Source organism: Paenibacillus amylolyticus (genome assembly GCF_001570725.1).
Taxonomy (GTDB): Bacteria; Bacillota; Bacilli; order Paenibacillales; family Paenibacillaceae; genus Paenibacillus; species Paenibacillus amylolyticus_A.
In genome coordinates this window covers 10,995-37,768 of sequence record NZ_BCNV01000006.1, presented here as the reverse complement: position 1 = coordinate 37,768, position 26,774 = coordinate 10,995, and the positions used below count along the sequence as shown (strand labels likewise).

The following is a 26,774-nucleotide window of genomic DNA, read 5'->3' as shown; positions in this document are numbered from 1 at the left end:
TCAGCATGGGTTGGAAAGATTACAACGGTCTCGTCATCGGAATGGTACGAACCGGAATTCTCGGATATGGCGGCGGCCCTTCGGTGATCCCGTTGATCCGTTACGAAGCCGTTACGCGTTACAAGTGGGTCAGTGATGAGGAGTTCGGCGAGATTTTGGCTATCGCCAACGCCCTGCCGGGTCCCATCGCGACCAAGATGGCCGCCTATCTCGGTTATAAAACCAAAGGTGTACTGGGCGCGATTGTGTCCGTACTCGCTCATATTTTGCCGACAAGCATTGCCATTATTGCTCTGCTCGGTTCCATGTACGCCCTGCGCGAGTCGAAAGTGGTCGCGGGCATGGTAGCCGCCGTTCGGCCGGTCATTTTTGTCATGCTGGGCATGATGGCTTACGAATTTGCCATGAAAGCCTGGAAGGGACTCGGCAAAGCTTTTGCCGCCCTCTTCGGTGTGATTGCCTTTGTACTGTTGCAGCTACTGGATATCCATCCAGGGATTGTGATCGCTGTTTTCCTGGGATATGGTGTCTTCCATCTCGATCTGGTCCAGCGCTTCAAATCCAAAGGCAAATCCGATAAGGGGGTGTCCTAAGGATGCTCCAGACATGGTGGGAATTATTTTGGGGATTTTTCGTAGCAAACATATTGGGATATGGGGGCGGCCCGGCGTCCATTCCACTAATGCAGGAAGAGATTGTGAACCATTACCAATGGATGACCACAGAGCAATTCGGGGATGTGCTGGCGATTGGTAACGCCCTTCCCGGTCCGATTGCAACCAAAATTGCTGCATTTGTCGGGTACCACGTGGCAGGCTGGTTTGGGGCATTTATCGCAAGTTTTGCCACAATTGTACCTTCGGCAACCGCACTAATTTTATTACTTCGTCTGTTGAACAAACATCGCACGTCACCGAAAGTCAAAGGTATGACGTTGCTCGTGCAGCCTGTTATCGCTGTGCTCATGATTCTGCTCACATGGGAATTCGGTCAGCTATCCACCGATTCCATCGGTATCTGGCAGACGTTGATCATTGCAGGCATCTCGCTCTGGATCATGACCAAGACCAAGCTGCACCCAGCCATTCTGATCTTGATCGCATTTGCCTATGGTGCGCTGGTACTGTCTCACACGATGTAGTTTATATCAATCTAATTATTAGACATAAAAAATAGGCATACCGTTCACGGTATGCCTATTCTACCTAATCCTGCATTGTTTAACTTTTTCTTGCCACAGCAATAGTCACCAGAATAAAACCCGCGACTAATAAAATAATTCCTGCCATACCTACCAACTGTTGAGTTGAAATTGGCTTGTTAAAAAAAGACCGAAAATCCCCATTTCAATTCCCAATAAACCGATTTGCAATGTACTTTTTTTCCTCAATAGAGTGTTTAATAAAAGAACAATTACAGCGGATACAAATATTATTATTATAAGAGCCAATGGTAGGGCCATCATGTCATTCTCCTAATGTTTGTATAAGTATAGACTAGATAACAGTATAAACATTTATTCGTTTAAAATCTAACGTCATTGCTAAAAGCAGGAAAACTTGATCCAGCGTTTTTATAAGATACATCAACCCCAGCAGTTTTACTAGATACACCAAACTTAACACTGTCAATGGAAGTCGAATTCCAAGTATGGACATAGTATGTTGTTGCTACACCAGTTGAACTTGAAAAATCCGATGAGTATCTCGCTAATCCCGCAAAATGTTTACCAATATATGAAAAGTATTCTGTTGTTGGAGTTATGCCAAGCCAAGTTTTCTTAACTCTAATTTTATCTTGAATCTGGAAACCGAATCCCTTACTTCCGTCTCCGTCTGATCTATTGCTTGTAGTTACTTCATTACCATTACCATCAGAGATATACCCATATACACTATTAATTTTCGATTTGTATGTGCCGCCCATACTAGTGTAACCAACTCCAAAGCCTTCCACACCACCAACATTATATGTTTCTCCAACCCTACCTATCCCTGGCCAAACCAATGGATTATGTTCGATCCAATTATCATTTTTCCAATAACCACCGCCAACGACTACCCACTCCTTACTGTTACTATCATAGTAAATGTTTGGTTTAGTCATGGTAATATTACTATTATCAATTGCTAATGCACCTAAAAACTCATCATTATACTCCTTAGGAATCTCAAGTTTATATACACCTAAACTTTCCATCACTTCCGTAATTTCTTCTTCATCTTTAGCCTCTGCTGTTAATTTCGCCAACGTGTAATCAATATCAACATTGATTTCCACTAAATTCTTTGACTTCAATGAGGCTCTATTAACTAATTCTTGTTTTGCTTCAACTATATCAAATTCTTCTCTTGCTGAAATAGCAGGGGTAATTAGGGAAGTAACTAAGAATGTACAACACATAACCATAAGCATACGTTTAATATTCAAAAAATCATCCCTTTCCATATAATTGTTTTATTGGATGACATCCACATTTATTATTACATATATTTCAATATATGTAATAATATACTTTAGTTGTAAATATCAATTTTCAGTGTATCTATGCTTAAACATACATCCAGATTTATTTTAATAATATCTCAAAACTTACTATTAATAATTAAAAATGTAATCCACGAGCAACAAAAAAAAAGCAGAGATGACAGTATAAATACTGTCATCTCTGCTTTTTAAATTCCGCAAGGAATACTAAAATCAATTTACTTCGCTTCAACCACTACAGTTACTTTGGTTTTCACACCTGCAAATGTTACTGTAATCGTTGCTTTACCTTTGCCGTTCGCCTGAATGATTCCATCTTTCACCGATGCTGTTGCAATACGGGAAGATTTCCAGAGAGCCGGTTTGGATACATTGGCTTCACTGCCATCGGCATACGTTGCCGTAGCCGCTACAGTTACCTTTTCACCAGGTTTCATGGTCAACGTTACTTTATCTGTCTGCAAATATTTCAGTGTATCCACATCTACAGCGATCGTGACAGACTTGCTACCGTATTTTGCAGTAATTTTGGCTTTACCAGAACCTGTAGCTTTGACTTTACCTTTGGTCACTTGAGCTACTTTGTAGCTGTTCGTTTTCCATTCAGCTTTGTCCGTAACATCACGCTCGCTACCGTCGCTCAAGATCGCAGTTACCATCAGATCAGCTGTATCGCCTGACTTCAGGGACAGAGCCGGCTCGGAAGCTTCAATACGTGAGATGACATCCACTTCGACCTGAATGGTTACTTTTTTGGAGCCGTATTCTGCCGTAATATTGGCTTTACCACTGCTGTTACCTGTGATCACGCCTTTTTTCACGTCAGCTACACGTGCATTGCTGGATTTCCAAGTTGCTTCGGATGTAACATCCAGCGTATTGCCGTCCTCATCCGTACCTGTTAGAAGGATCGTCTGTGTTTCTTTGGCGGACAGAACAACGAAGTTCACATCTGCTTCCAGTCCACTAGCCATACCTACTTCGACAGGCAGAGTCAGTGTTTTACCTTCAATCTTCGCTGTGATGGTTACTTTACCTGTAGCAACACCTGTGATAACCCCTTTGCTATCTACCTCAGCGATTTTGTCGCTGCTGCTGCTCCAAGTTGCATCTTCGGATACATCTTTGGATGTTTCACCATACAACGCCAGTACTTTGGCAGAAGTCGTTCCACCAACAGCTACTGATGCTTTTTTCTTATCCATTTCATACTTGTCCGGAACGTCTACATTTACTGTAAATTTAACCGTTTTACCGCCATAAGCTACAGTGATCGTAGCCGTACCGGATTTGTATGCGATCAGATCGCCGTTCGATACATATACAACATCTGCATTGCTTGAAGTCCATGTTGCTTTGGAAGTTACAATTTCTGTGCTTGCATCAATATACTCTGCATTGGCTACCAATTTTTTGGACTTGTTCTCACCTGTAACACTCATGGCGAGCTTGTCAGTCACATCTTTGATATCCAAATATCTTGCCGTATCTACATCCACAGCAACTTCTACGGTTTTGCCACTATAGGTTGCTTTGATTGTTGTTGAACCTGCACTAATCGCTGTGATCTGTCCCTTGAATACCGTTGCAACCTTCTCGTTGCTCGATGTCCATGTTGCCTGATCTGTTACATTCACATCGCTGCTGTTTGGATAAGAAGCGGTTACAACGACATTAGCCGTTTTGGTTGTATCACTCAAACGGAAGAAAATATTTTGTTTCACCACACTCAGTTTGCTGGTCAGATCTACATCCACGTCAACGGATACGGATTTTGTACCGTATTTGGCTGTAATCTTGGCAGAACCTGCCGAGTATCCTGTAATTTCGCCTTTAAGAACGTCTGCAACCTTCTCATTGCTGGATGTCCACTCCGCCAGATCCGTTACATCTTTGGTTGTACCATCTGGATAAGTAGCCGTTACTTTTACACTTTCACTTTTGTTCAACAACAGATTAACCTGTTGTTTGTCTACATCTACACGTTTAACCACTTCAACGTTAACATCCACCGTCACACTTTGGCTGCCAACTTTGGCTGTGATAACCGCTGTACCTGCGCTTTGTCCAGTTACTTTACCATTCACAACGGTAGCAACTTTCTCATCACTGGTAGACCATTCTGCGGTACTTGCTGCTGCATTATTTGTTTCATTGTCACTATACGTTGCTGTCAAAATAATTTCTTTCGTATCTCCCGTGCGCAAATCCAGACTTTGCACGTTTTTCGAAAGAGCTTTGACCTTTTTCGTCACTTTCACTTGAACGGTTTGACTTTGACCCTGGTAAGCTGCGGTAATCGTCGCTGTACCTTCCTTTTTGGCTGTAATTGCGCCATTATATACAGTTGCTATCGAAGTATCACTGGTACTCCAGGATGAACTGATCGTTACGTTTGCTGACGTATTATCAGAATATACCCCTGTCACCGTAACGGAACTGGAATCACCAACTTCGAGCGACATTTCATTCTTGGAAACCACAATTTTGGACAGTTCTTTGTCTGCCGCAGCGGCCAAGCCTACGTTGGATATACTCAGTATCAACACCAGCATCATCACCATGTACTTGGTCAATCTTGGCTTTAACATCATTTCCCCCCGATTATCATCATTTTTTTCCTTATGTTTAATGTCGGCAAGTCCTTTCCAGATGTTTAGACTTTCAGGAAATTTTCAGGGAATTCTGTGGAAATTAATTCATTCTTTCTTCATTTCCTAACTAATTCATACCTACGAATATTGCGCATAACCTATGTATAGTGATTGTCTTGAACTTCATTTCACAGGATCGGGGGAAACATATGCGTCAGCCTTTTGATTACAAAGGATATTGGGAGCAAACGTATCGTTCGGGTGAGACTTCCGGAAGGGGATCATACGGGGTATTGGCCGAATTCAAAGCCGAGGTTGTGAACGGACTGATCCACCGTGAAGGCATTCATCGAGTCATTGAGTTTGGATGTGGGGATGGCAACCAGTTGCAATATATGAACTATGAGGATTACCTCGGCGTTGATGTGGCTGCCTCTTCGGTAAAACGCTGTGCTTCCCAGTTTGCCAAGGATTCGTCCAAGAGCTTCATGCTATATACACCTGGTCTGTGGATTAACCGTGGTTTCCTGCAAGCCGATCTGACGGTCTGTTTGGATGTGTTATATCACATTACGGATGAAACAGATTTTCGCAATACCCTCTATGATGTTCTGCACTCTTCCACAGCATGGGTGGTGTTATACACGCGTTTGAAAGAAACCGGCAATCCGGGGATCGATACGATCCAGGACCGTAATCTGTTCGATTATCTCTTCGATTATCCTGATTTCAAAGTTCATGAGATTATTCCGCAGCGCTATCCCGATCAGTCTTCTGCCGACTTTGTTATCCTGAGACGAACGCCTTCGAAGTAAGACCTGATCCTTTCAATAGAACATAAGAATTGCAAATCTGTTCCCCAGCGGGAACCGCATGAGTGAGATCTTCCCATGTTAGGTTCTTCTTTCGTCTTCCTTCACTTATGTACATCATCTACCTGTCCGCTTGGCTTGACTCGTCTACTTCAAGATTACCCTTAGTTGTGCTCCGCCTCCAATAGAAGAGATATCCTTTCTAGTATTGGACACAGTCTCACGCGGACAGGTGATGATGATTGGCTACTGATGCTATTGACTACTGAATATATAACTCATTTTATGGCTTGAATCTAATGCAACAACTCGCAGGCTAATAACACGAACACGACCCTACTGATCAGATCTCACCTTCGGTTCATCCTGTGCCTAGTTCTTATCTCTTTCTTCTAAAATAACCCCTCACGTCCACGCAGCTTCGCCAGCGCTTCCATGTAGAAATAATCGCCGTATATAATCGGCACATTCAACCCTCGCCCTTCCGGGTAATGCACCGTTCCCTGCATGATCAGACCTTCTTCCGCTGCTGAGTCGCCGGAGCTATAGTTCTCATGCAAGCCGCGGACGATACGTTCTCCCGCGGCTGCATAGGTTTCCCCGCGTGGCGACAGCTTCGCCAGCTCCAGCAACCCGCTCGCGGCAATCGCCGCAGCGGACGAGTCCCACGCCACCTGATGCTCCGCAGGTGCGCGAAAATCCCACACCGGCACGATCTCTTCGCCAAGCATGGCGAGGAAGAAATCGGCCGCACGCTCCGCTGTCTCCAGATATCGGGCTTCGCCCGTATACCGGAAAGACAGCGCAAACCCGTGCAACGCCCAGGCGGTGCCCCGCGCCCAGGCGGAACCTGGAGCATGGCCCTGTCCGCCATGCTCTCGCAGCTTCTGCCCCGTGTGTGGATCGAACTCCACCACGTGGCAGATGGACCCGTCAGCGCGGATGAATTCGCGCGCGACGGTGTCCGCATGCGCTTCCGCCAGCCAGCGGAAGCGAGGGTCGCCGCTCTGCTCGGATGCCCAGTAGAGCAGCGGCAGGTTCATCATGCTGTCAATGATGGCTACGCCGCGCGTATCCATTGCTGACGAGCTGAAGTTCCAGGCGCGGATGAACTCACCGCGTACGTGGAAGCGGGCAGCGAGCAGGTTGGCGGCAAGCATGCCACGCCGCCGTCCATCCGCGCTGCCCGTCTGGCGGTAGTTGGCTACGCCACTAAGCAGCCAGATGAACCCCAGATCGTGATCCACCGATTCGGGATCACGCAGACAACCCTCCAGTTGCCGCTCACAACTTTCAGCAATGCGATATAGCGGAGCGACCGCTTCACTTTCTGAAGCATCCCTATAGACCAGCCATAACAATCCAGGCCAGAAACCTGCTGTCCACCACTCCGGATCATTCCGATCATACGTACCTTGTGGAGCAATATGTGGAAATGTATCCTTGATCCGCTTCGCATTCCGAATCGTTTTGGCAGCGCCCTGTTGCCACGCTTCCTCGAGCCATTTTACCGACGTTGATGTGTTCATGAACATATCCCTCCTCTATTCAATACCGGACATCTATGCTTGATGCTCCAGCTCATCCTCAACTTATCTATAGCGTCGTATGCCCTAACTCAATATCTATCAGTTAAATATCACTAACCTCACCCAATCGGATCGAAAATGTCAGACTACGGGCTCCGCTCACTTCAATTCGCGCTTCCTTCAGCAACCCATTACGGGAAGCCACAGCCTGCTCCTCCAGATGGATAATGGCTCCCTGATCCAGTGCTGTAGATTCTACATAGGCCCCCCGATACGCCGTTCGTACGCTATGATTCGTATGATTAATCACGGCCTGTTCACGACCATCTCTGAACATCAATGGAATGAGCGCCCCTGCAGCCGCGATCTTACCTTCGAATTCATACGTTATGGTCAGCACATCCGCCTGTTGCACATAATGGGTACGCAATGTTTCAATTCCGGATAATGGACCAACCCATGTCACGGCAAAAGAATTCTCAGAGGCGTTTACCACATCTTCCGCCGCTCTTTCCGCCAAATGCTGCTCCACTTGGTTCTGCGAATCATAGTCTACCTTCTCGTACACAATGGAACCACCTCCCTGAGCAGGGTCTAATCCAACGTCACGATCATACGCCCCACCGGATGGAATGCCCTCTGCGAGGCTGTGCCATACCCCATCTGGTGTCTTCCAGGCAGGACAGTAGCTGAGCGGACGGACCTCCCCTTCGGCAAATTCCGTGAATCCAGCCTGCACATGGCTGGCAGCGGACGGACCAATCAGACCAGGTAACCCCATCTGCTGAATCCGTACCAAACCAGGGATCGTATACGGATCATTCATCGCCGTGTGTAATACCAGCTGCTGACCAGGTATGGAAGCAATCACGGTTTCGAACCACCCATCCGTCTGCAAAACTCGGCTGCCCACCTCGGAAGGAAGGTATACTTCGCTCACATCGTCTCCCGGATCACTGAGACAAGCATGAGCCAGTGCTGCTGCCGTCCACAGGTTGTAACAGGTATGATTGGTATAGATCTCGTACCCGTGGCGATCTTCTGGCGCGTACTCATTGCGTACAATTTTCAGGCGCCCATCATCCATTTTCCAGCGCTCTACAGCAGCAAAACACCGATTGGCCGCACGTGCAAAAGCCCCTGCCATCACCTGATCTCCCGCCTGCAAAGCTAGTTTTGCATGTGTGGAGCATACATAAGCTGCGGCTGCTTCGTTCCACTGGTGCTGGGAGCTGCGACCACGTGGTGGAATCTCACCTAGCGGTGAGAGCGTCAGTAGCGAGCTGAACGCACCATGTCGCAACTGCTCACGTAACGTATCGGCAGTAGCTCCCTCGTAACCAGCTTCAAGCATCACCCCAAGGTGATACCGGGTGGCTATATCGTAGGAAAATGGGCAATTGGGGCGGTCCAGCGGTCCATCCTGATACAACCCAAGGGCCGTAAATCGGGGCACATGATAGGCTTCCAGATAACGATCCATCCACGTCGTATCCTCACTTGCCAGCTTTTCACGCCACCGCAGATACTCACCAGAGATCATAATGGCGTTCCAGTTGATCATGCGGTTGGGATTGTTCATCTTGCTCATCGTAAATACATAATCTTGTTCAGGACTGATGGTCTTGAGTGCTTCAGCCCAGATCTCCGCTTGTTTAGGCAGATGTGATTTCAACAACATATAAGCTCTCAACATAAGCACCGGAAAAAAGTCGGGGTGATTGTCTGGTGCGCTACCTTTGACCACGGCATCAATGCTCTGTGACAGGGCTGCCGCTGCTGAATCAATAAGATCTGTACGTCCCGCATCAACCAGAACCGCCGCAGCCATCGCATAGGCTGGTGTAGAATAATATCTCTCCACACCCGAGAATGGATCAATAATTGCGCCTTGGCTGTCCTGATAAGGTGTGTAAGCGCGAACAATACTCTCAACAAGTGCCAGCTTACGATCCCTATTCCAGCCTTCTGCCGGAGCGGGACCCGCTTGTTCTGCCAATGTACGGTAACGTTCGAGTTCATCTTTCCATGGATACGTGGACGCGGATGTATATTTACTCACGCATGCTCACCTCGGTTTCTCCCATTTTCGGTTCAATAATGAAGCGCACCTCACATACCGTTTCAAGCGGATTAGGACTCTCTATCCGAACATCCGTCTCATTAATGACACCTGCCCATGATAGTGACGTCCGATAGAATATGACTGGAACATTGTCATGATCAACTGTGTCTATTGCCTCCGTAAGGACTTGCCACTGGTTCGCATCATACGTCATATGGACCGTTCCATGTGTACCTTGCCAGCGAAGGTCACCGCCCTTCACCACTTCAGGCTGTACTCTGCTCATCCATCGCTCTACAACGCTTGAACATCCTGTATCTGAATCATCCACCGAAGAGAATCGTTCTGCCGAAGACACCATCCTGCTCTTCCATTGAAAACGGTCAATGAGACGCAATTCCGCTCCATTCCCGCTACCGTCAGAAGCCATCTTCCAATGAAATTGGCGCGTATAACGAGCTAGTGAAGCAGCCCCAGAGTATGCGGATGTCAGATCCAATGTAATATCCAGTTCTCCGCCACCCTCAACCAACTTTGCCGCTAAAACTTGAGCTTGCGCTTGCCTACCCGAGCTTTGCTCTTGGCCTTCTATGAGCGGAACGCTATGCCCGGATGATGAGATGTGGAACAGTTGCTCTCTGCCTGGTGCAAAATACGCTTGGCTATACAACCCTGCTCCTGGATCACACAGAATATTCTCACCACCGCAATGGATAATGAACTGCCCCAGATCATTATGGTTGTGAGGTTCATCGTTATGTCCGCCTTTAATGGAAATAGCCACATGAAGGGGTTCGCCGTTCGGACGTTTTGTATCCGGAGAATCGAGCGAGCTTTTTGCAATCATCCAGCCCAGGTTTGGAAAAATAAATCCACGTTCAGCCGGTGCAGAGCCACCTTCATCACCATACACTGCCGGATCGCTCCACATTACGTTGCGCAACAGATGGGCCCAACGATGACAGGGATCATCGGTCAGCAGTGGAAGATGAAGCGGCAGATCCACCTGCAACCCAACCCGGGATGCGAGCAGGGACAGCAATCCGGAAGGGACCTCTTCCTGCTCAGCACTGTCCGAATAATTCACATATGTGCCGCCCGACAGATGAACTCGCAGCGGGAAGGCTGCGATGGCTGCTATTTTTGAACCCGTCAGCAGATTTATTTCGCCCTCACTATATTCACGAAGCATCTCGGCATAATAGGTGAAATAACCAAATCCATATACCCAATATCCAATGCCTTCGGCACAGCCGCCATCCTCGCCATAACCGCTCAGGAATGCGTTCATACAACTGATCGTATGGGAGATCGATTCCTGTAGTGTGGACTCATCCTTGAGCAGCAACAATGCGGCCATGCCACAGCACCCACCACAGACAGCAGACCAGTTGTGATCCGCTGTCTTCCAGTGGAACTTCCGTTGATCCCGGTAAAGCGGGGTGAAGATACGCCTATCTGCTTCAGACCTGATCCGCTCTATGACAAGGCCGTCCAGCCGCTCAGCGTGAATGGACACAATCTCGGCCAGCATATGTACCGTCTCTGCGGCGAACAGATCGATGTTCCCATGGACCTGGTTGATTTCACCTGTACCCAGATGCGCGGGTAAGCACCACGTATACTCACCACACACGTCCCACAACATTTCTTCCAGCGCTTGCAGTGCATCCGGCCTAATCGTGTCCAATGCGAGCATCGCCACAGCAGCCAACCGGCCCCTCCGATCGAAATAAGCCTCTTCATAGGCTTTCCGCTCACCCGTATCTCTGAACTGGCGATATAGACGGAACGTTAAGGAAGGCATGGGTTCAATCAAAGCGCGTTCACCATATGACTTCAAGTCCGTGTATAGCGTAGCCAATTCAGGCCGGGATAACTTCTCTCGAAGTCTGTTGGCACTTAGGGAACTCACTGCTTTGCTCTCGTTTCCACGCTTGTTTATGTTTTCATTTTCGACTTCGTGAATGGAATCTACCACTGGATTCACCACTCTTCGTTAATGGATTGTCATACAAACATAATAATGTAATCGATTTCATTTTACCGGATATGATAGCATTTTTGAAGAATTATCCATTGAACCCTTTCCACAACCTGAAGTCCTTCTCCTTCCTATATGAAAAAAACGAAGAACCTTCGTCAGGTCCTCCGTTTTGGTTACACAATCGCAAGTGGAGATTTTTGCACAACAGACAACCATTGGCGTGCAATCAGCTCATGACCTGCTGCGGTTGGATGTACGCCATCCCACAACCAGTAGGCTGCATCCACCTGCTTCAGAGCATCATTAAACGTCTGCTGTAATGGCACCCACACCGCTCCGAATTCTTCAGCAAGACCTTGGGCCAGTTTCTGATATTGACCGATATACTCTTCCCAGGCTTCCCATTTCTCCACAGTCGCTCCAGTTTTCAGAATAAATGGCTCCAGCAAAACCAGTCCCGTATCGGGCATCACTTCCCGTGTTTCTTCGAGCAAATGGCGATAAGCTCGTCCAAAACGATCCGTAATCCCGCTAGGTTCACCATTCATCGTGCGCCAGGCATCATTAACCCCAATGAGGATGCTAATCAGATCCGGTTTCAGACTAATCGTATCCTCATTCCAGCGTGCATACAGATCGGATGCCCGATCCCCGCTGATGCCTCTGTTATAGAACGTCTTTTGCTTACCCGCCAGTTCCATACCCAGTTTGCTGGAGATTAGATACGCATACCCGTGGCCGAGAAAATGATTCGGATCATCATTGCGTGATCTTCCCCCATCTGTAATCGAGTCTCCTTGAAACAATATAACGGATGGACTTGTACTCATGATTGAAATCGTTCCTTCCTCTTGTGCAAAATGGAAACACTGAACACCTCAGTCTCCATTTTATCCCTTTCGGCCACAATAGAAAATAGCGTTTTCATCACTATATAAGTTGAACTACATATATTTACACTGACACTACGATGACAGAGCAACCTTCTGTCATCGTAGTGTTTAGTGTAAGTATTCTTTAGTTCAACTATCCGATCCAATATCGCAAAATCATCATAGCCACAATACCGACCAATACGGTTCCGAGCAGACTGCGTGTCCAGATGGCGACTGCAATCGTAGGCAGGGATGCCCACAAAGCTGCATTGTGCGTAATCGGCACTAACTGGTTGTCCGACATGAACAGTTCCTGACCAATCAGCGCTGCCATGACCGCTACAGGTACATACTCCAGCCATCGTAACAACCACATTGGAATCTGTATCTTGCTGAACAGCATCAGTGGCAGTACACGCGGAATAAATGTTAACAGTGCCGAGCCCATAATAATCCAAAATACATCCCATCTTACTTCCATCGTTCCATGAACACTCCCATCGTTGCCGCAATGACCGCAGCCACAATGACACTCATGCTGCCAAGTGAAGCCATGCTGGCGAAGATTACACAGACAACGGCGATAATAGCCACATTAATGTGTATTTTTTTGTTTTTACGATGCACCAACTGGAGTACGACCAGTCCAATAAACATCGCTGGCAGGGCATAATCCAGACCCAGTCGTTCCGGGTTGGTAATCCAGCGTCCAAAGTACGCTCCCGCCATATTAGCCACGAACCAGTTTAGGTATGCGGTAATATTCAGACCGTGCATCCAGCGTTCACTTAGCCTTTCCCTGCCAATGGCACGCGTCATCGCCACACCGAAAGACTCATCCGTAAGCAGTGAACCAATCCACATATTTTTAAGTGGGGTCAGATGACGAAAATACGGTGATACAGCTGCACTGAGCAGCAAATGACGTAGATTCACGAAAAATATGGTGAACATGATGGCTACTGCTGATCCATTCGATGCGAGCATGCCTGCTGCAATGAACTGAGCCGATCCTGCATATAAAATCAGGCTGAGCAAGGCCGTTTCCGCCAGACTCAGACCTGCTGTCATTTCAATGACACCCGCAGCAAAGCCAATACTCAAATAGCCAAGCAGCGTTGGGATACAATCTTTGACCCCCTGCATGAATGTAGCCTGATCCTGGACCTCTTCTGTGTTCTCCTGTCCAGATATCTGTAATGTACTTTGGTCCAACTCCGGTACAACCCCTCTCCAATTTTGGTCTCCATAAACCGATATATATCGATATATATGCATTCAGGTTCATTTTTCACTTCGCATTAATTCAGAAATATACCACAAGATGTGCACTAAGGGAGAGACAGATTACTTTTTATAGAACAGATGTAATCCTAAATACCTACAAAACCGAAAAATATTTTCGTAAAACTCATAAATCTTGTTGAATAAACTCGAATTTTGTCATACGATAGCACCAGAAACATCTGGAAAGGATGGAATGAACTATCTTTTACCAGATTGACTTGTCCACCAGACATAGGGATGGGTTACACAGAGGGGGAATGTGTATGAAGAAGATTCGTAAACAAGGGGCCAAAAGAACGCTGCAGATGAGAGAAAAACTGATTTTGTCATTTGCCATCGTACTACTCATTCCAACAATAAGTCTGGGCATTATCTCGTTCCAAACAGCCGATGCTAAGGTTGAAGAGAAAATGTATGAGAACGCAATCAGCAGTGTTACCGTACTTAACCAGACTATTGACCAAATCATTGGTGCGACACGCAAAAATGTTGATTTCCTAGCAAGTCAGCTGGACGCAGGCAATGTCGGACCCAACCAGGGTGACGAAACAGATACCATACGTACCTTGCTCGATGCGTATAAGGAAACCCATGATGACGTAGAACTCGCCTCCATCGGTACCGATCAGGGTGTGTATATTAACTCCCCTGTAACTGCAGTGAACAAAGAAGGGTACGACCCGCGCGAACGCCCGTGGTATCAGGCTGCTACGCAGAACAAAGATGTCCCTACCGTAATTACACCCTACATATCAAGCAATACCGGCAATGTTGTTGCTTCGGTAGCCCAGACCTCAGCGGATGGCCATGGTGTCGTTTCTGTCAGCCTGTCGCTTGAAGCCCTCTCCAAGACGGTTAATTCCACCAAGATTGGCGAGAAGGGTTATGTCTATATCATTGATAATGCCAACAAAATCATTGTACATCCTACCGAAAAACCAGGGACCGAAGGAACCATGGAACCCTATAATGATATTTTTGCACAGAAGAACGGAAGCCTGACTTATACACTAAATGGAAATCAGGAACATGCCTTTTTCGCCACCAATGAAACGACGGGCTGGACCGTGGTCGGTGTGATTGACAGTGGTGAAGTGACCGCGTCTGTTCGTCCAATCCTCTATACCACACTTGTCGTTGTAGCTATTGCAATCGCTGTAAGCTCCATCATCATTTTCTGGATTGTGCAGTCCATCACCAAACCGCTGAACCGCTTGGTGAAGGCATCTGACGAAATTAGTGGTGGTAATCTGACCATCGAGGTTGCTGTATTGGGGCAGGATGAATTCGGCAAGCTGAGTACCAGCTTCAATAAAATGAGCGAATCCTTGCGAACCGTCATTCAGGACGTGCGACACACGGCTGACGAGTTAACTGCTTCTTCAACACAATTGGCAGTCAACTCATCGGAGACAACCAAAGCAACAGAGCAAGTTGCCTTGATCACGGAAGAATCCGCAGCTGGACTTGAGAAACAAGCAAGTAGCCTCAAGCATACGGCACAACAGATGAATGAGCTGGCCGGAGGTGTGGGACAGGTAACGCACAGTACGCAGCAAGTATCTGAAGCTGCCATGCAAGCAAGTGAACTCGCGGATAAAGGGAATGCCACCATGCAGACGGCCGTATCCGAGATGGATTCCGTCAGTCGCTTTGTACAAGGTATGGCAGATACTGCTGGACGACTTGAACAGCATTCCACATCCATTGGTGAGATGGTATCTGTCATTACAGACATCGCTGCACAGACCAATCTGCTTGCACTCAATGCTTCAATTGAAGCAGCACGTGCAGGTGAGCATGGACGCGGCTTCTCCGTTGTTGCCAGCGAAGTCCGCAAGCTCGCGGAGCAATCCAGCCTTTCCGGCCAGAAGATTGTAGAGATGGTTGGAGCGATTCAACAGGAGATTTCAATGGCCAATCACAATGTACAGATCGGGCAACAGGATGTAAGCAATGGCATTCGCGCCGTTCAGTTTGCAGATGAAGCTTTTGCCCAGATTAGCCAGGCTGTGGGTGTCGTCAATCATCAGCTTGAGAACATTGCAGCAGCCTCACAACAGATGTCTGCAAGTACAGCCGAAGTGGTACAATCCATTGACCAGATCCACACCATATCCGAAACCAATGCGGACGGAACAGAGAACATCTCTGCAGCTACGGAGGAGCAGGTTGCTTCCATGCAGGAGATATCATCCTCTGCTGACTCGCTAGCACATCTGGCTCACAAGCTGCAGAAGCTGGTGGAACAATTCAAGCTGTAATCGTTGAACCAAAGATTGTTTACACTGACACTACGATGACAGAACAACCTTCCGATCGCTGTTATCGTGTAAAAGATTAGTTCAACTTATATAATAATAAGTAGTCTGTAACACCCAAAGCCCCCTTGCCATCATATTGGCAAAGGGGCTTTGGGTTATAAAAGGTCAAGCATTTTAGTGAGGAACATGTCCCGCCTATTCAGCAGATTGCTTTTTATCTCCGTGATACCCTTGATCTCCATAAGGCTCTAACTGTTCAAACCAGCGATTCAGACATTTAGCCAACGCATCTTTGGGATCGTAATAGGGATTATCGTCTTGCTTCAATGTCTCCAGCACCTCGATTACAAAGGCAGTCTCTCCATATTCATTCCATTCAGCCTGCAATCTTCGATTCAGATGGCTACCCATCTGTAGCATAAACCGTTGTCCGTTAATGGTTTTCAGGTTAAGTGTGCTGTCGATATAGACTTTACCGTTACGTTCATTCCGAATCTGGTAGATACCCGCTTCCGTTTTAACTTCTTTGGCCTGTTCCTGCAATTCTTTGCGACGATTCATCTTCTCCTGCTCCCCCTTTTCTTTGCGTTCCTGTTTTCCATCTCCGTGGCTCTGTTGATCTGCATGGCTTCCCAGCCAATACTGACTGCCGTCTGGCTCACGTTCCAGCAAACCATAGTCGATGAGATACCTCCGTATTTCCACGTAATCATCATGAACTTCCTTCAGCAGCTCGTTGACCCGTTTCTCGGAATATTTGCGCTCTGTCTCGAATCGTTTGGCTATCTCAGTGAGCACGATATATTTATGCTTTTGCTGCATATGAAACGTCGTCAATGGACCACTGGTACCCTCTGGAAAATACTTGTTCAGCACCTTCTCCCGATCCTGTTCTGTAATATCAAATGAGTCACGATGGATCGTATGTCCATGCCTTGTCACAGGTGATACCCACTCAGCCGGAGCTTGGATATCCTTACTCTTGAGAAGCTCCATTAATGCCAGAAATATCTTGGCCTGCCGTTCCTTCTCCTTCAATACAAACCGATGATTCCGGATTGTGGAAGCACTCCCGATGCCAAGGGCCTTCTGTACTTCAGCATCCTTCTTACCTTCATAGAATTGGGCCAGCAAGCCCCGTTGCACATCAGACAATCCGGTTACGCTTTTATCCAGCTCCAGCAAATACTCAAATACCGATCCATGAGCTTTCTCGATATGAACACGCATATAGCGAGCTGCCTCATAGAGCACCCCTTCTTCAGGGTAGATAATCCCCGCTTCCGTCCTGTATCCGCAGCAGACACATATATAGGCAGGACCTTCCTCCATATAACCACGCTTGACCTCTTCCAACGAAGCGGTTTGCAACCAGGATTCCGATGATTTCATGTAAAAGCTCCTTTTTATTATTGTTATGTTCATTTCAACCGAATATCAATCAAATTATTTATATTTTTGTTTGTTTATTTATAGACATAATATAATTTTGTTTAGTTTATGTCAATATAACTGAAAGGAATGTTCTGTTCGAAGACATACCGGATACCCCTTGTTCAATAGAAAAAAGACCACAGGGTCGCAACCCTGCAGTCTCATTGCAGAAAGAGCATTTCAGCGCCTTCCTTAAGTATTCTTCATGACTCATTGTCTCATTTCAATGCCTGTTACAACTTAAATCGTTCAATCATGCTTTGCAGATCTTCAGCCATACGTGACAATGCCGCCGAGGATGCTGCTACCTCTTCCATTGTAGCCAACTGCTCTTGAGCAGCCGCTGATCCATCTTCCGTTCCAGAAGCAATCCTGTCTGACAGAACCATCGTATCATTTACTGCCTTGTTGATATGACCCATGCCTCCATCAATTTGACGGGAAGCAGCGGATACTTCTCCAGCTTGTGCAGCAACCAACTGTACAGCAGTACGAATAGTCTGGAAGGCTTCGCCCGCTTCCGTAACCATCTGCGAACTCTTGACCATACCTTCTCCTGTACGGGCAAAGGTCGATTGCACCGCATTGGTTTTCTCCTGCATCTCATGCATAAGTTCATTAATCCGCTCGGCTGAAGCGCCTGAACTGTGAGCCAGTGTCTTCACTTCGTTGGCTACAACCGCGAATCCACGCCCTTGCTCACCAGCTCTTGAAGCTTCAATAGATGCATTCAAAGCGAGAATGTTCGTCTGCTTGGCAATGGCCGTAATCTCGGCCACGATCACAAGAATCTCTTCATTTTTCGCGCGCAAATCTTCAATGACCACAGACATGGCTTTGCTCTCATCATTCACCTGCTGAATATGGGTAACCGCTTCTTCTACTGTAACCATACCCGCTTCCGACTTGGTGGATGCATCAAGAGCGATACGAGCAGTATCTTCAGCACTTGATGAGATTTCTTTCACTCCAATGGACATTTCACCCACGAGTTGGCCAGTAGCAGCAAGACTGTTGTTCTGCAAAGTCGTTCCCGCAGCTGCATCCTGCATCAGTTCAGCTACCTGTTCTGTGGCTTTGGATGTCTGCTCGGAACTTGCCATCAACTCTTCAGAAGATGCTGCCAACTGGCTAGACGTATCATGTACCTCTCCAAGCACACTACGCAGTGAAGTCGTCATCGTGTCAAAGCTTTCTCCAAGCTGTCCGAACTCATCCTTGCGCTGCAAACCAACCCGAACGGTGAGATCCCCGGCGCTTACTTTGGATGCTGCCTGCGTTAATTGAAGTAGTGGTCGGTGAATGCTGCGGATAATGAAAATAAGCAGAATCAACCCAATAACCAATGCAGATGCCACAATTGTAATTGCACGGATCAAAATAGGCATTACGGCTTCCGTTGCTTCCGAAGGAACCATCTCACCAACAATCTTCCAACCCGTCACCGGATTAGTAAAATACACAGCTTCCACTTCGTGACCATCATATGTATACTTCACGGTCCCACTTTCTTGCGTATACATCTCATTAATATAGCTTTCATCCGACTGTGTGCCGGATTCAATATTGTAGTGGAACAGGAATTTACCCCCGTTATCCAGCATGTACAGTTTTCCTTCTTTACCAATACGTATCTGATCAACAGATTCTTTCAGATGATTGAGACTGACATTGGCCCCGAATACCCCTTTACCATCAGCCAGTTTGGCTGCTGCGGTCACAACCCATTCGCCCGTCGAAGCCGATTGGAACGTATCTGAGATTACCGGTTCATCCTGGGACATACCCATCTTATACCATGAACGTTCTCGAGGATCATAATTCTGTTCCTCGGATTCAGGGGATTTCATCCAGCTACCATCTTCGGCACCTGCGGTAAGCACACCCAGTTCCTTATGATTCTGGGACATCCGGTCCATTTGCCTTTGAAGCGCAGGGGACTGATTAATAATATCGTTTGAAGTAATACCCGCGGCCATCTGTGCTGCGTTATCCTTCTCCATTTCCAGCATTTGATTTATCTGCAGACTAAGCATTTCTGTTTTGGCCTGTGCGGAACGAATAATTTCCAGCTTAACCTGGTCAGCAGCTTTTTGATAAGACAACCATCCCACGGTAATGCTCGGTACTACCAGGAACAGGAGCAATGCAGCAATCAGGCGTTTTTTTACGGTTAAAGTAAACCAATTTCGAATCCTTTTCTTCATTTTAACTATCCCCCATCATAATCTTCACCCATCCTTTTATCGGACAATTCCTGTAAAAATATTATGTATAGATACTAAATTAGAATAAATTTAATCTTTTCGGTCAGGTTGGATGGATTCACCTTATCCTACTTTTCGTTTTGACCCTCTTAGCGAGATCGTTTACAATGCTCATAAGCTGGCTATTCATGAAACGATTGGAAGGAGAGGATTCAAATCTTACGCAAGTTAAATGAAAGGCAACGCATTTCCACTGTATATTCATCCATGTTCCGCATTCTGTTAGCGCTCATCCTGTGCGCAGGCCCGATTCTGGGACAAGCTGGTACCACGGCATCTGCAGCGCAGACGACGCAAGCAGTTCACATTGAAGTGAATGGTGAGCAACAATCCTGGAAGAACGCACCACTTATCATCAAAGGTTCAACGTTTGTTCCACTGCGGGATGTGGTCACATCGGTTAAAGGCACATTGAAATGGGATAATCGCACCAAGACGGCTACCATTACCGTTGGCAGAGACAAGCTGGTCCATCAGGCTGGCAGCAATTTCATTAAGGTAAACCAGGTTGATCTGGCGACAGGTGTGAATTCACGTACGGTTAACGGTACGTTGATGGTACCTGTTCGGGCAATGGCTAATGCAATTAAGGCCGATATCAAGGTCCAACGTACAGCTACAGGTCAGATGAGTGTGAATATGGTAACCGATCAAGTCAGCCTGCTGAAGAGCGAAGTTGCCAGCGTAGATACGTATCTGCGCGAGATCAACTATCCGGGCATGGCTCTGATTGCCCGTGATGGTGAAGTACTTCTAAAGCAAGGCTACGGACTTGCCGACGAACAGACACTGAATCGTCCGGATCAGAAGACTCGAATCGCATCGCTGAGCAAATCCTTCACGGCCGCTTCCATTCTTAGTCTGGCGGAAGAAGGAAAGGTTGATGTGCAAGATCCAATATCCAAGTACATCTCCGGTATACCGAAGGGAGATCAGATCACGCTGCATATGCTCTTATCTCAGACCTCAGGTCTGCCATCCGCATTCGGTCGGGGTGAAGGAACTTCTATGGAAGAGACTGTAGAGGAGATTCGCCACAAAACGCTGAAGTTTGAACCAGGGAGTGCTTATCTGTACAGCAACAGCGGGTATGTTCTGCTCGCTTACGTCGTTGAACAGGTATCCGGCATGAGTTATGCCGATTACGTGCAGCAGACGATACTGAAGCCACTTGGCATGAAAAATTCGGGAGAGGCCTCCCGTAAAGTGCATACCATTAGTGGTTTTGTTCAACAAAATAACGCATGGGTAACTGCTCCTTACTATGTATCTCAATCCGGATCAGGAACCATCTATTCCACGGTGGACGATATGCTCAAATGGGATCGTGCCTTGTATACGGACCAGATTCTAAGCCAGGATACGATTGAACAAATGTATGAACCTTACTCTGATAAAAACTATGGCTACGCCTGGATTCTGAAAGAGAACGGCACGAACCGTACCGTCTTCCACAACGGTAGTGGTGGCGGGTTTGCTACAGCCTTTTCACGTAATCTGTCCGATGATATCACCATTATCCTGCTCGGCAATCATGCAGGTATGGACATGACTTCACTTTTGGATGAAGTTGAGGCAAAAACAGCTAAAGCACTGCAATTGCAATAATTTTATTTTCATAAAAAGCAATAAGAGGCGATCCTTCAGCAGGATCGTCTCTTTTATTTAGTTAAAAAGAAACATTTTTACAATTTTACCGTTTATATTATGTAGGTATATTCTGGAATTAAAAAAAGATCTAATACTAGTCGAGGTGCATAATGAAGAAAACCATTTTACTACTGTTTTTGAGCCTGTTCTTACTCGTTTTGCTCCCTACTCAGGGAAATGCCGCTGCAAGCACGTCGAAAATCGTTATGGATGGAGAGGAATTAGTCCTCCCAAGTGATGTACAGGTGACGATTATCAATAAAAACGTGATGATCCCGATTCGTGTTGTTGCCGAAAATTTGAAATTCAAAGTCGATTGGAACCAGCAAGCACGCACTGTAAAAATCCAGCAAGATCAACAGACGATTTCGCTAACCGTGGATCAAAAGCAAGCCATGGTTGCCGACAAGCAAGTCACCTTAAACACAGCACCGCAAATTTTGAACAAAACGCTGGTGGTGCCCATTCGATTTGTCAGTGAACAAATGGGGCTTAAGGTAAGATGGAACAATCAAGACAAGATCGTATACTTAACGAACACTAGTAAGGAACCTGCTATCGACCCAGGCAACATTTCTGGAAAAGGGGACTCCATATCTGACGCTCAGGTTACCGATATCCAATTTACCAATAATCAGCTCGTTTTATCCACCGATCGGGCCGTTCAGCCGGTAATAACGACCCTCAAGTATCCTGATCGTCTGGTTGTGGACTTGCCCGGGGCCACCTTTGGAGATCTGTCCCAACCGCTGGATCAGGGATTCAATGGCAAGCTGGACGTGAGCGGTTATCCCAATGTGACGGAAGTGAGATACTCGCTGTTCAAACGAGATCCGGCGCAAGTTCGAATTGTTGTAGAATTGAATCATGTGAAGGATATCCAGTATAGCCAGAACGTCATTGCCGATAAAATGATTATTGACCTAAATGTTGCAGGAGACAACGTCGCACCTACTCCTGTAACTCCAATAGGTGATTCAGGACGCAAGGTCGTTGTGATCGATCCAGGACACGGTGGCAGTGATCCAGGGACGATCAGTATTACTAAAAAACCCGAAAAGGACTACAATCTGGCATTGGCTCACAAAGTACAAGCCCTGTTGCTCAATGAGCCAAATATCGAATTGGTGATGACTCGTGAGGGTGATACTTATCCAACCCGCCCTGAGCGTGTTCAGCTCGCCAATCAATTAAATGCGGATGTATTTGTATCCATCCATGGCAATAGCGTGAAGTCTGCACCTCAGGCGACAGGTACGGAGACATACTATTATCAACGCAGTAACAGCAAGGAATTAGCTACTATTATTCATCAACGTTTAGTGAAAGCCATGGGGCTCAGAGACCGTGGTGTGAAAAATGGCAACTTGGAAGTGATCCGAGACACGACCATGCCTGCCGTGCTTTTGGAAGTGGGATTCCTGAGTAATGTGCTCGATGAAGAACTGATGTCATCTGAAGTTGTTCAGATGAAAGCGGCTCAAGCGATAGCCGACGGAATCAAGGAGTATTTGGGCCTATAAATCATTAAATACATTAGATGAAGGAAGTGATTCTTTGAATAAGAAGATAGGTTGTGCACTTATATTATCATGTTTGATCCTTATCGGAGTCGGATGTGCCCAGAAGCCAGTGAGTGAATCCGGATCGAATGAACCTGCTGTACAGGGGGGACAGGCGCAGTCACCAAACCCATCCGAACCGGAGGTGGATCTGGACAAAATGAATACACAAGTCGTCGACGTTTACTTGGCAGACTCTCAGGTACTGGAGCTTGAGAAAACAGAGCAGGAAATTGAGTACAAGGATGACTCCGAAAAATATAAAAAAACATTTACAGCTCTGCAAACGAACACTGATTCAGAGCTTGTTTCCCTTTGGGAACAGGTTGAATTGCTCTCTGTCCAATATGCTGAGGGTACGGTAACTTTGGATGTTCATATCCCCGCTGAAGCCAACCTCGGTACCAGTGGAGAACTGCTCGCATTGGAAGCTTTAACCACAACGATGTTTCAATTTGATGAAGTAAATAGCCTGGATATACTGGTGGACGGTGAAGCCGTTGATAGTTTGATGGGTCATGCTGAACTGGAGCACCCCATTCATCGCGAACCTTAAATTATAACAATTCAATGGAAAAAGAACGTCCCCAGGGACGTTCCAATCTGACGCATTAATTCGATTCATGCACAATTCACACATATAGCTCGTCACCAGCAGACAGTGAATGTATCACTGTTCCCGGTGATGGGCTATTCTTGAGTAAACCTTCTTTTAATCTGTCCGTCTCTGCTCGTTCAGCATGCACAAGGACCGTATGCCTTGCTGGAATTCCAAGCATCATCCGCTCAACATCCTTCCAGCCCTGATGCACTTTATAGCGTATTTTCCGCACCTCACATGCTCCATAGTTGTCAGGAACCTGTAGCAGCTTGTCAGCAAATGTACCATGAGCAACATGCCCGGTGAGCAGAATTAGGTTCTCCTCGCTGTCTGATAATTGGCTATAATACCAGCGGGCAAGCGAGGACTGCATCATGCCGTCCGGAATGAACCATAGCGAAGCAGCATGTTGATTCAACAGTTGTTCCCGCTCTAGAGTGGTCGTAGGCAGATCCCATCCTCGTCCAGTCAGAAAGAAATCTATTTCGTCTTGTAACGGACTTCCAGTGACATGCGCTCCCTGCTCCCTCAACCAGTATGGAACATGCATAAGCTGCTTCATACCGTCCACCAGCCCTTGCTCCACTACGATTGGAACAGTCGGGAATTGTTGCTGTGCCCACAGTAGGATCTCCTGTCCACGCCCTACGACAGGCATGGGTAAGAGCACCTTTCCGCATCGAGCAATTGTCTGGCGAATGGCCCGTTCGAGCTGTTCCAGTTTGTCAGCCTGTGTATCTTGGTCCGTACCATAGGCCGCATCAACGATCGCCAGATCCACCAGCCCGACAGAAGATACTTCTGCTACGTCTGTTAGGTTTGCTCTGCCTGCTCCATCTGCTCCGTTAGATGTGAAATTCTCCTGCTTCATGAGTGTCTCCGTGGATACAAGTGTTCTTGGCGACGCCTCTGATGCAACAGATATCCGATCCTGTGACGCTATCAATTCTCCAGCCTTTTGCCCACTGTTTATAGCGATTAGTTCCTCCGCATCCCACCGTTCACTGCTCGGAGTATCAAATAACAGATTTTCACGAATCATGTTTGCCTGTGAGAACGCCTCCGCTGGGCAATCCGCCTGTAAAAGCATCGACTCGGAAGTGTAGTCCCCGGAATAAAAAATCCGCTTACCTTCCATTTCAACCCCAAACCACACCGATCCAGCCAGATGTCCACTCCGGCCCCACATCACTTTTACTTCAGGAATGGGTTCGAACCAAGTTAGGGATACGACCTCATCCTCCAGATACCGATAACGAATAGCCTGCTCGTCTGCTTCATCATAAGGAAGTTCTTCGCCCATACGCTCTACAAACCTACGCCAGTTGGCAAAATACGTACGCAGCTGCGCCCTCGTCTCTCTCGTCGTCCACACTTCACCCTGGTAGCCCATCTTATACAGCAAAGGGATGGCGACCGAATGATCCTCATGGGCGTGGGACAAAAACACCGCATCCAGTTGCGGGACAATCTCTGGTTCAATCAGCGGATACTGGCCCGTGCCTTCTTTTTTCACACCACAATCCAGCAATAGGCGAACATTGCTCCCGCTCAGGAGATAGGCGGAACGTCCGTGTTCCCCTGCACCGCCCCATACGTTCAGTTTGATCATGATGCATTCCACTTTCTCTTTGAATTCAGCAGTTCGATTCCCAGCAGCATCAGCACCGTCATACCTACAGTCACAACGGCCATCGCCATTCCCAGTGATACCTGACCTTGTTCAAACTGGGCAAAAATATACGTGGCCGACGTCTGCATCGACGGCGGAAGAATCAACAACGAACCTACCAACTCACGGGTAGCAATCGTAAAGGTCATCATCCAGCCGGCCAGCATGCCGGGTAGGATTAGCGGGATCAGAATTCGCCGCAGAATATACAGCGGCTTCCCGCCAAATACTTGCCCAGCCTGGAACAATGTTCCGTCAATCTGGGTAAAGCTCGATTTTACATACTGCACCGTGTAAGGCAAGAAGAGAACAACGTACGTGAGAACAACCATGCCGTAGGTGTTATACAACGTGACTGGCATCCAAGGTGAGTTCCAGAAGAGAATCAGACCCACCACCATCACGATACCCGGCACCGTATTAGGCAACAGACTGAATAAGTCAATCACACGCTGCATGAATGAAGATGATCTGCCGATCGCGAGTGCAAACCCCGTACCGATAATAACAGCGACCGTTGAAGCCGCAAGGGATAGCCCGAGACTGTTCCCGATGGCCTTCATGCTCACCGATCCCCAAGATAACAGTTCCTTGTAATGATCCAAGGTCAGATTATCAAAAGCAATTCCTGATCCCCGTAACTTCATGGTCGAAGCGGCTATGATGGAGAAATACGGGATACCTATCGACAGGATCAACAGAATCGCAAGATACGCCCCACACAACCATCCTGCTCCGCCACGAAGAGAATATCGCTTCGAACGTTGCCCTTTGCCACCAACCAGACGATACGTGAACTTGCGACTCATGGCAGACTGCATATACCACATCACCAGACAGACGGACAGCAGCACCGATGCCAGCGAAGTCGCCTTACCGAAGTCAATCGGCCAACTGGAGATGTACTTATGGATCTCGGAGGTCATGACATAAAAGCCAATCTTGCGTCCAAAGGTCGCCGGTGTTCCGAATTCCGCAATCGTTTTGACAAAGACCAGCATGATGCCCATGCCGTAAGACGACAACAACAGGGGTAGAATAATGCGTCTGAAACGATACCCCGCACGTGCACCGTGCACGGCTCCCGCTTCTTCCAGATTGCCACCGATGCGAATCAATGCATCCCGAAGCAGTAGATACAGGAATGGGAACAGATGCAAGCTCATGATGAGCACCATGCCCCAGAAGCTGAAGAACAACTCACTCCAGCCTGCAGATGATGGTACCCATTGCTGCAGATATCCCCCTTTTTGCATAAACAGAATCCAGCCCATCGAGCCGATATACGGCGGGGTCATGAACGGAATCATCAGGATCACATCGACCCAGCGATGCTCGCCCATCCGGGTCTTCGCCATCATCCAGGCCAGCGGCAGCGCCAGCAGTGTGGTTACCGCTACAACGCAGATGCCAAGCCAGACGGAGTTCAGCAGCACACCTGATAGATGATGACCCGTAATCGTGCGAATTGGGGCCATCCAGTCCCATTGTCCGTCTGGATACACACTTTGCCAGAAGATCAGCAAGAGCGGCACGCCAATGCTTATGGTCAGCAGAAAGAGGGCCAGAATCACGCCCACTCTCCGAAAAATTCGGTTGTTGTCCATTCCAACAGGTTTCACTACGTTCACCTCACATGACTTTCCACAGACAGCAGGTATTCCTTTTGCCTAATTGTTTCTATACTT

19 protein-coding genes are annotated in these 26,774 nt (G+C 47.3%); 7 read left to right on the top strand and 12 right to left on the bottom strand.

What is annotated here, in order from left to right; all coding sequences use genetic code 11:
* The first annotated feature begins 5 nt into the window (after positions 1-5).
* Both PAHA3_RS23745 and PAHA3_RS23740 read left to right on the top strand, forming a co-directional pair.
* On the top strand, positions 6-593 hold the full coding sequence (locus tag PAHA3_RS23745) for a chromate transporter (RefSeq protein ID WP_062837150.1): 588 nt from the start codon (positions 6-8) through the stop codon (positions 591-593).
* A gap of 2 nt (positions 594-595) precedes the next feature.
* Entirely contained in the window at positions 596-1,141 is a 546-nt protein-coding gene (locus PAHA3_RS23740; RefSeq protein WP_062837149.1) for a chromate transporter, read from the top strand.
* Positions 1,142-1,524: 383 nt separating this feature from the next.
* Here PAHA3_RS23740 and PAHA3_RS23735 read toward each other — a convergent pair whose 3' ends face one another.
* Positions 1,525-2,448 carry a hypothetical protein gene (locus PAHA3_RS23735; protein ID WP_062837148.1) on the bottom strand — a complete coding sequence of 308 codons (924 nt, stop codon included), beginning with the start codon at positions 2,446-2,448 and terminating at the stop codon, positions 1,525-1,527.
* A gap of 257 nt (positions 2,449-2,705) precedes the next feature.
* Positions 2,706-5,078: an Ig-like domain-containing protein gene (locus PAHA3_RS23730; protein WP_062837147.1), complete on the bottom strand. Its 2,373-nt coding sequence runs from the start codon at positions 5,076-5,078 to the stop codon at positions 2,706-2,708.
* Positions 5,079-5,290: 212 nt separating this feature from the next.
* Here PAHA3_RS23730 and PAHA3_RS23725 point away from each other — a divergent pair, with 212 nt between their 5' ends.
* The gene (locus tag PAHA3_RS23725; protein ID WP_062837146.1) at positions 5,291-5,896 is read left to right on the top strand and encodes a methyltransferase; all 606 of its coding nucleotides are present in this window, start codon (positions 5,291-5,293) and stop codon (positions 5,894-5,896) included.
* A gap of 389 nt (positions 5,897-6,285) precedes the next feature.
* Here PAHA3_RS23725 and PAHA3_RS23720 read toward each other — a convergent pair whose 3' ends face one another.
* From PAHA3_RS23720 to PAHA3_RS23695, 6 genes are all read right to left on the bottom strand, one after another.
* On the bottom strand, positions 6,286-7,422 hold the full coding sequence (locus tag PAHA3_RS23720) for a glycoside hydrolase family 88 protein (RefSeq protein WP_062837145.1): 1,137 nt from the start codon (positions 7,420-7,422) through the stop codon (positions 6,286-6,288).
* 103 nt (positions 7,423-7,525) lie between these two features.
* A complete protein-coding gene (locus PAHA3_RS23715) occupies positions 7,526-9,484 on the bottom strand; it encodes a hypothetical protein (RefSeq protein WP_062837144.1) in 1,959 nt (652 codons plus the stop codon).
* Positions 9,477-11,468 (bottom strand): heparinase II/III domain-containing protein, encoded by a 1,992-nt coding sequence (locus PAHA3_RS23710; protein WP_062837143.1) that lies wholly within the window; start codon positions 11,466-11,468, stop codon positions 9,477-9,479. Before PAHA3_RS23710 ends, PAHA3_RS23715 begins: the two co-directional genes overlap by 8 nt.
* A gap of 179 nt (positions 11,469-11,647) precedes the next feature.
* The gene (locus PAHA3_RS23705; protein WP_062837142.1) at positions 11,648-12,304 is read right to left on the bottom strand and encodes an SGNH/GDSL hydrolase family protein; all 657 of its coding nucleotides are present in this window, start codon (positions 12,302-12,304) and stop codon (positions 11,648-11,650) included.
* Positions 12,305-12,500: 196 nt separating this feature from the next.
* Positions 12,501-12,830 carry an AzlD domain-containing protein gene (locus tag PAHA3_RS23700; RefSeq protein ID WP_062837141.1) on the bottom strand — a complete coding sequence of 110 codons (330 nt, stop codon included), beginning with the start codon at positions 12,828-12,830 and terminating at the stop codon, positions 12,501-12,503.
* Positions 12,821-13,495, bottom strand: a complete 675-nt coding sequence (locus PAHA3_RS23695) for an AzlC family ABC transporter permease (RefSeq protein WP_062837349.1) — start codon at positions 13,493-13,495, stop codon at positions 12,821-12,823. The genes PAHA3_RS23700 and PAHA3_RS23695 overlap by 10 nt, the downstream gene beginning before the upstream one ends.
* Positions 13,496-13,899: 404 nt before the next feature.
* On the opposite strand from PAHA3_RS23695, the gene PAHA3_RS23690 reads away from it, so the two are divergent.
* A complete protein-coding gene (locus tag PAHA3_RS23690; RefSeq protein ID WP_062837140.1) occupies positions 13,900-15,900 on the top strand; it encodes a methyl-accepting chemotaxis protein in 2,001 nt (666 codons plus the stop codon).
* A gap of 195 nt (positions 15,901-16,095) precedes the next feature.
* Here the strand turns inward: PAHA3_RS23690 and PAHA3_RS23685 are convergent, their stop codons facing one another.
* Both PAHA3_RS23685 and PAHA3_RS23680 read right to left on the bottom strand, forming a co-directional pair.
* Positions 16,096-17,292, bottom strand: a complete 1,197-nt coding sequence (locus tag PAHA3_RS23685; protein ID WP_062837139.1) for a DUF2087 domain-containing protein — start codon at positions 17,290-17,292, stop codon at positions 16,096-16,098.
* A 275-nt stretch (positions 17,293-17,567) separates the two neighbouring features.
* On the bottom strand, positions 17,568-19,541 hold the full coding sequence (locus PAHA3_RS23680; protein ID WP_062837138.1) for a methyl-accepting chemotaxis protein: 1,974 nt from the start codon (positions 19,539-19,541) through the stop codon (positions 17,568-17,570).
* A gap of 267 nt (positions 19,542-19,808) precedes the next feature.
* Between PAHA3_RS23680 and PAHA3_RS23675 the strand changes: the two genes are divergently transcribed.
* The 3 genes from PAHA3_RS23675 to PAHA3_RS23665 all read left to right on the top strand — a co-directional run bounded on the left by PAHA3_RS23675 (position 19,809) and on the right by PAHA3_RS23665 (position 23,369).
* The gene (locus PAHA3_RS23675) at positions 19,809-21,209 is read left to right on the top strand and encodes a serine hydrolase (RefSeq protein ID WP_062837137.1); all 1,401 of its coding nucleotides are present in this window, start codon (positions 19,809-19,811) and stop codon (positions 21,207-21,209) included.
* A 152-nt stretch (positions 21,210-21,361) separates the two neighbouring features.
* A complete protein-coding gene (locus PAHA3_RS23670) occupies positions 21,362-22,774 on the top strand; it encodes an N-acetylmuramoyl-L-alanine amidase family protein (RefSeq protein WP_062837136.1) in 1,413 nt (470 codons plus the stop codon).
* A gap of 73 nt (positions 22,775-22,847) precedes the next feature.
* Positions 22,848-23,369 (top strand): GerMN domain-containing protein, encoded by a 522-nt coding sequence (locus PAHA3_RS23665; RefSeq protein ID WP_167350940.1) that lies wholly within the window; start codon positions 22,848-22,850, stop codon positions 23,367-23,369.
* Positions 23,370-23,445: 76 nt separating this feature from the next.
* On the opposite strand, the gene PAHA3_RS30980 is transcribed toward PAHA3_RS23665, so the two are convergent.
* The gene (locus PAHA3_RS30980; RefSeq protein ID WP_062837134.1) at positions 23,446-25,026 is read right to left on the bottom strand and encodes an MBL fold metallo-hydrolase; all 1,581 of its coding nucleotides are present in this window, start codon (positions 25,024-25,026) and stop codon (positions 23,446-23,448) included.
* Positions 25,023-26,693 (bottom strand): ABC transporter permease, encoded by a 1,671-nt coding sequence (locus tag PAHA3_RS23655; RefSeq protein WP_062837348.1) that lies wholly within the window; start codon positions 26,691-26,693, stop codon positions 25,023-25,025. The genes PAHA3_RS30980 and PAHA3_RS23655 overlap by 4 nt, the downstream gene beginning before the upstream one ends.
* Positions 26,694-26,774 lie beyond the last annotated feature (81 nt).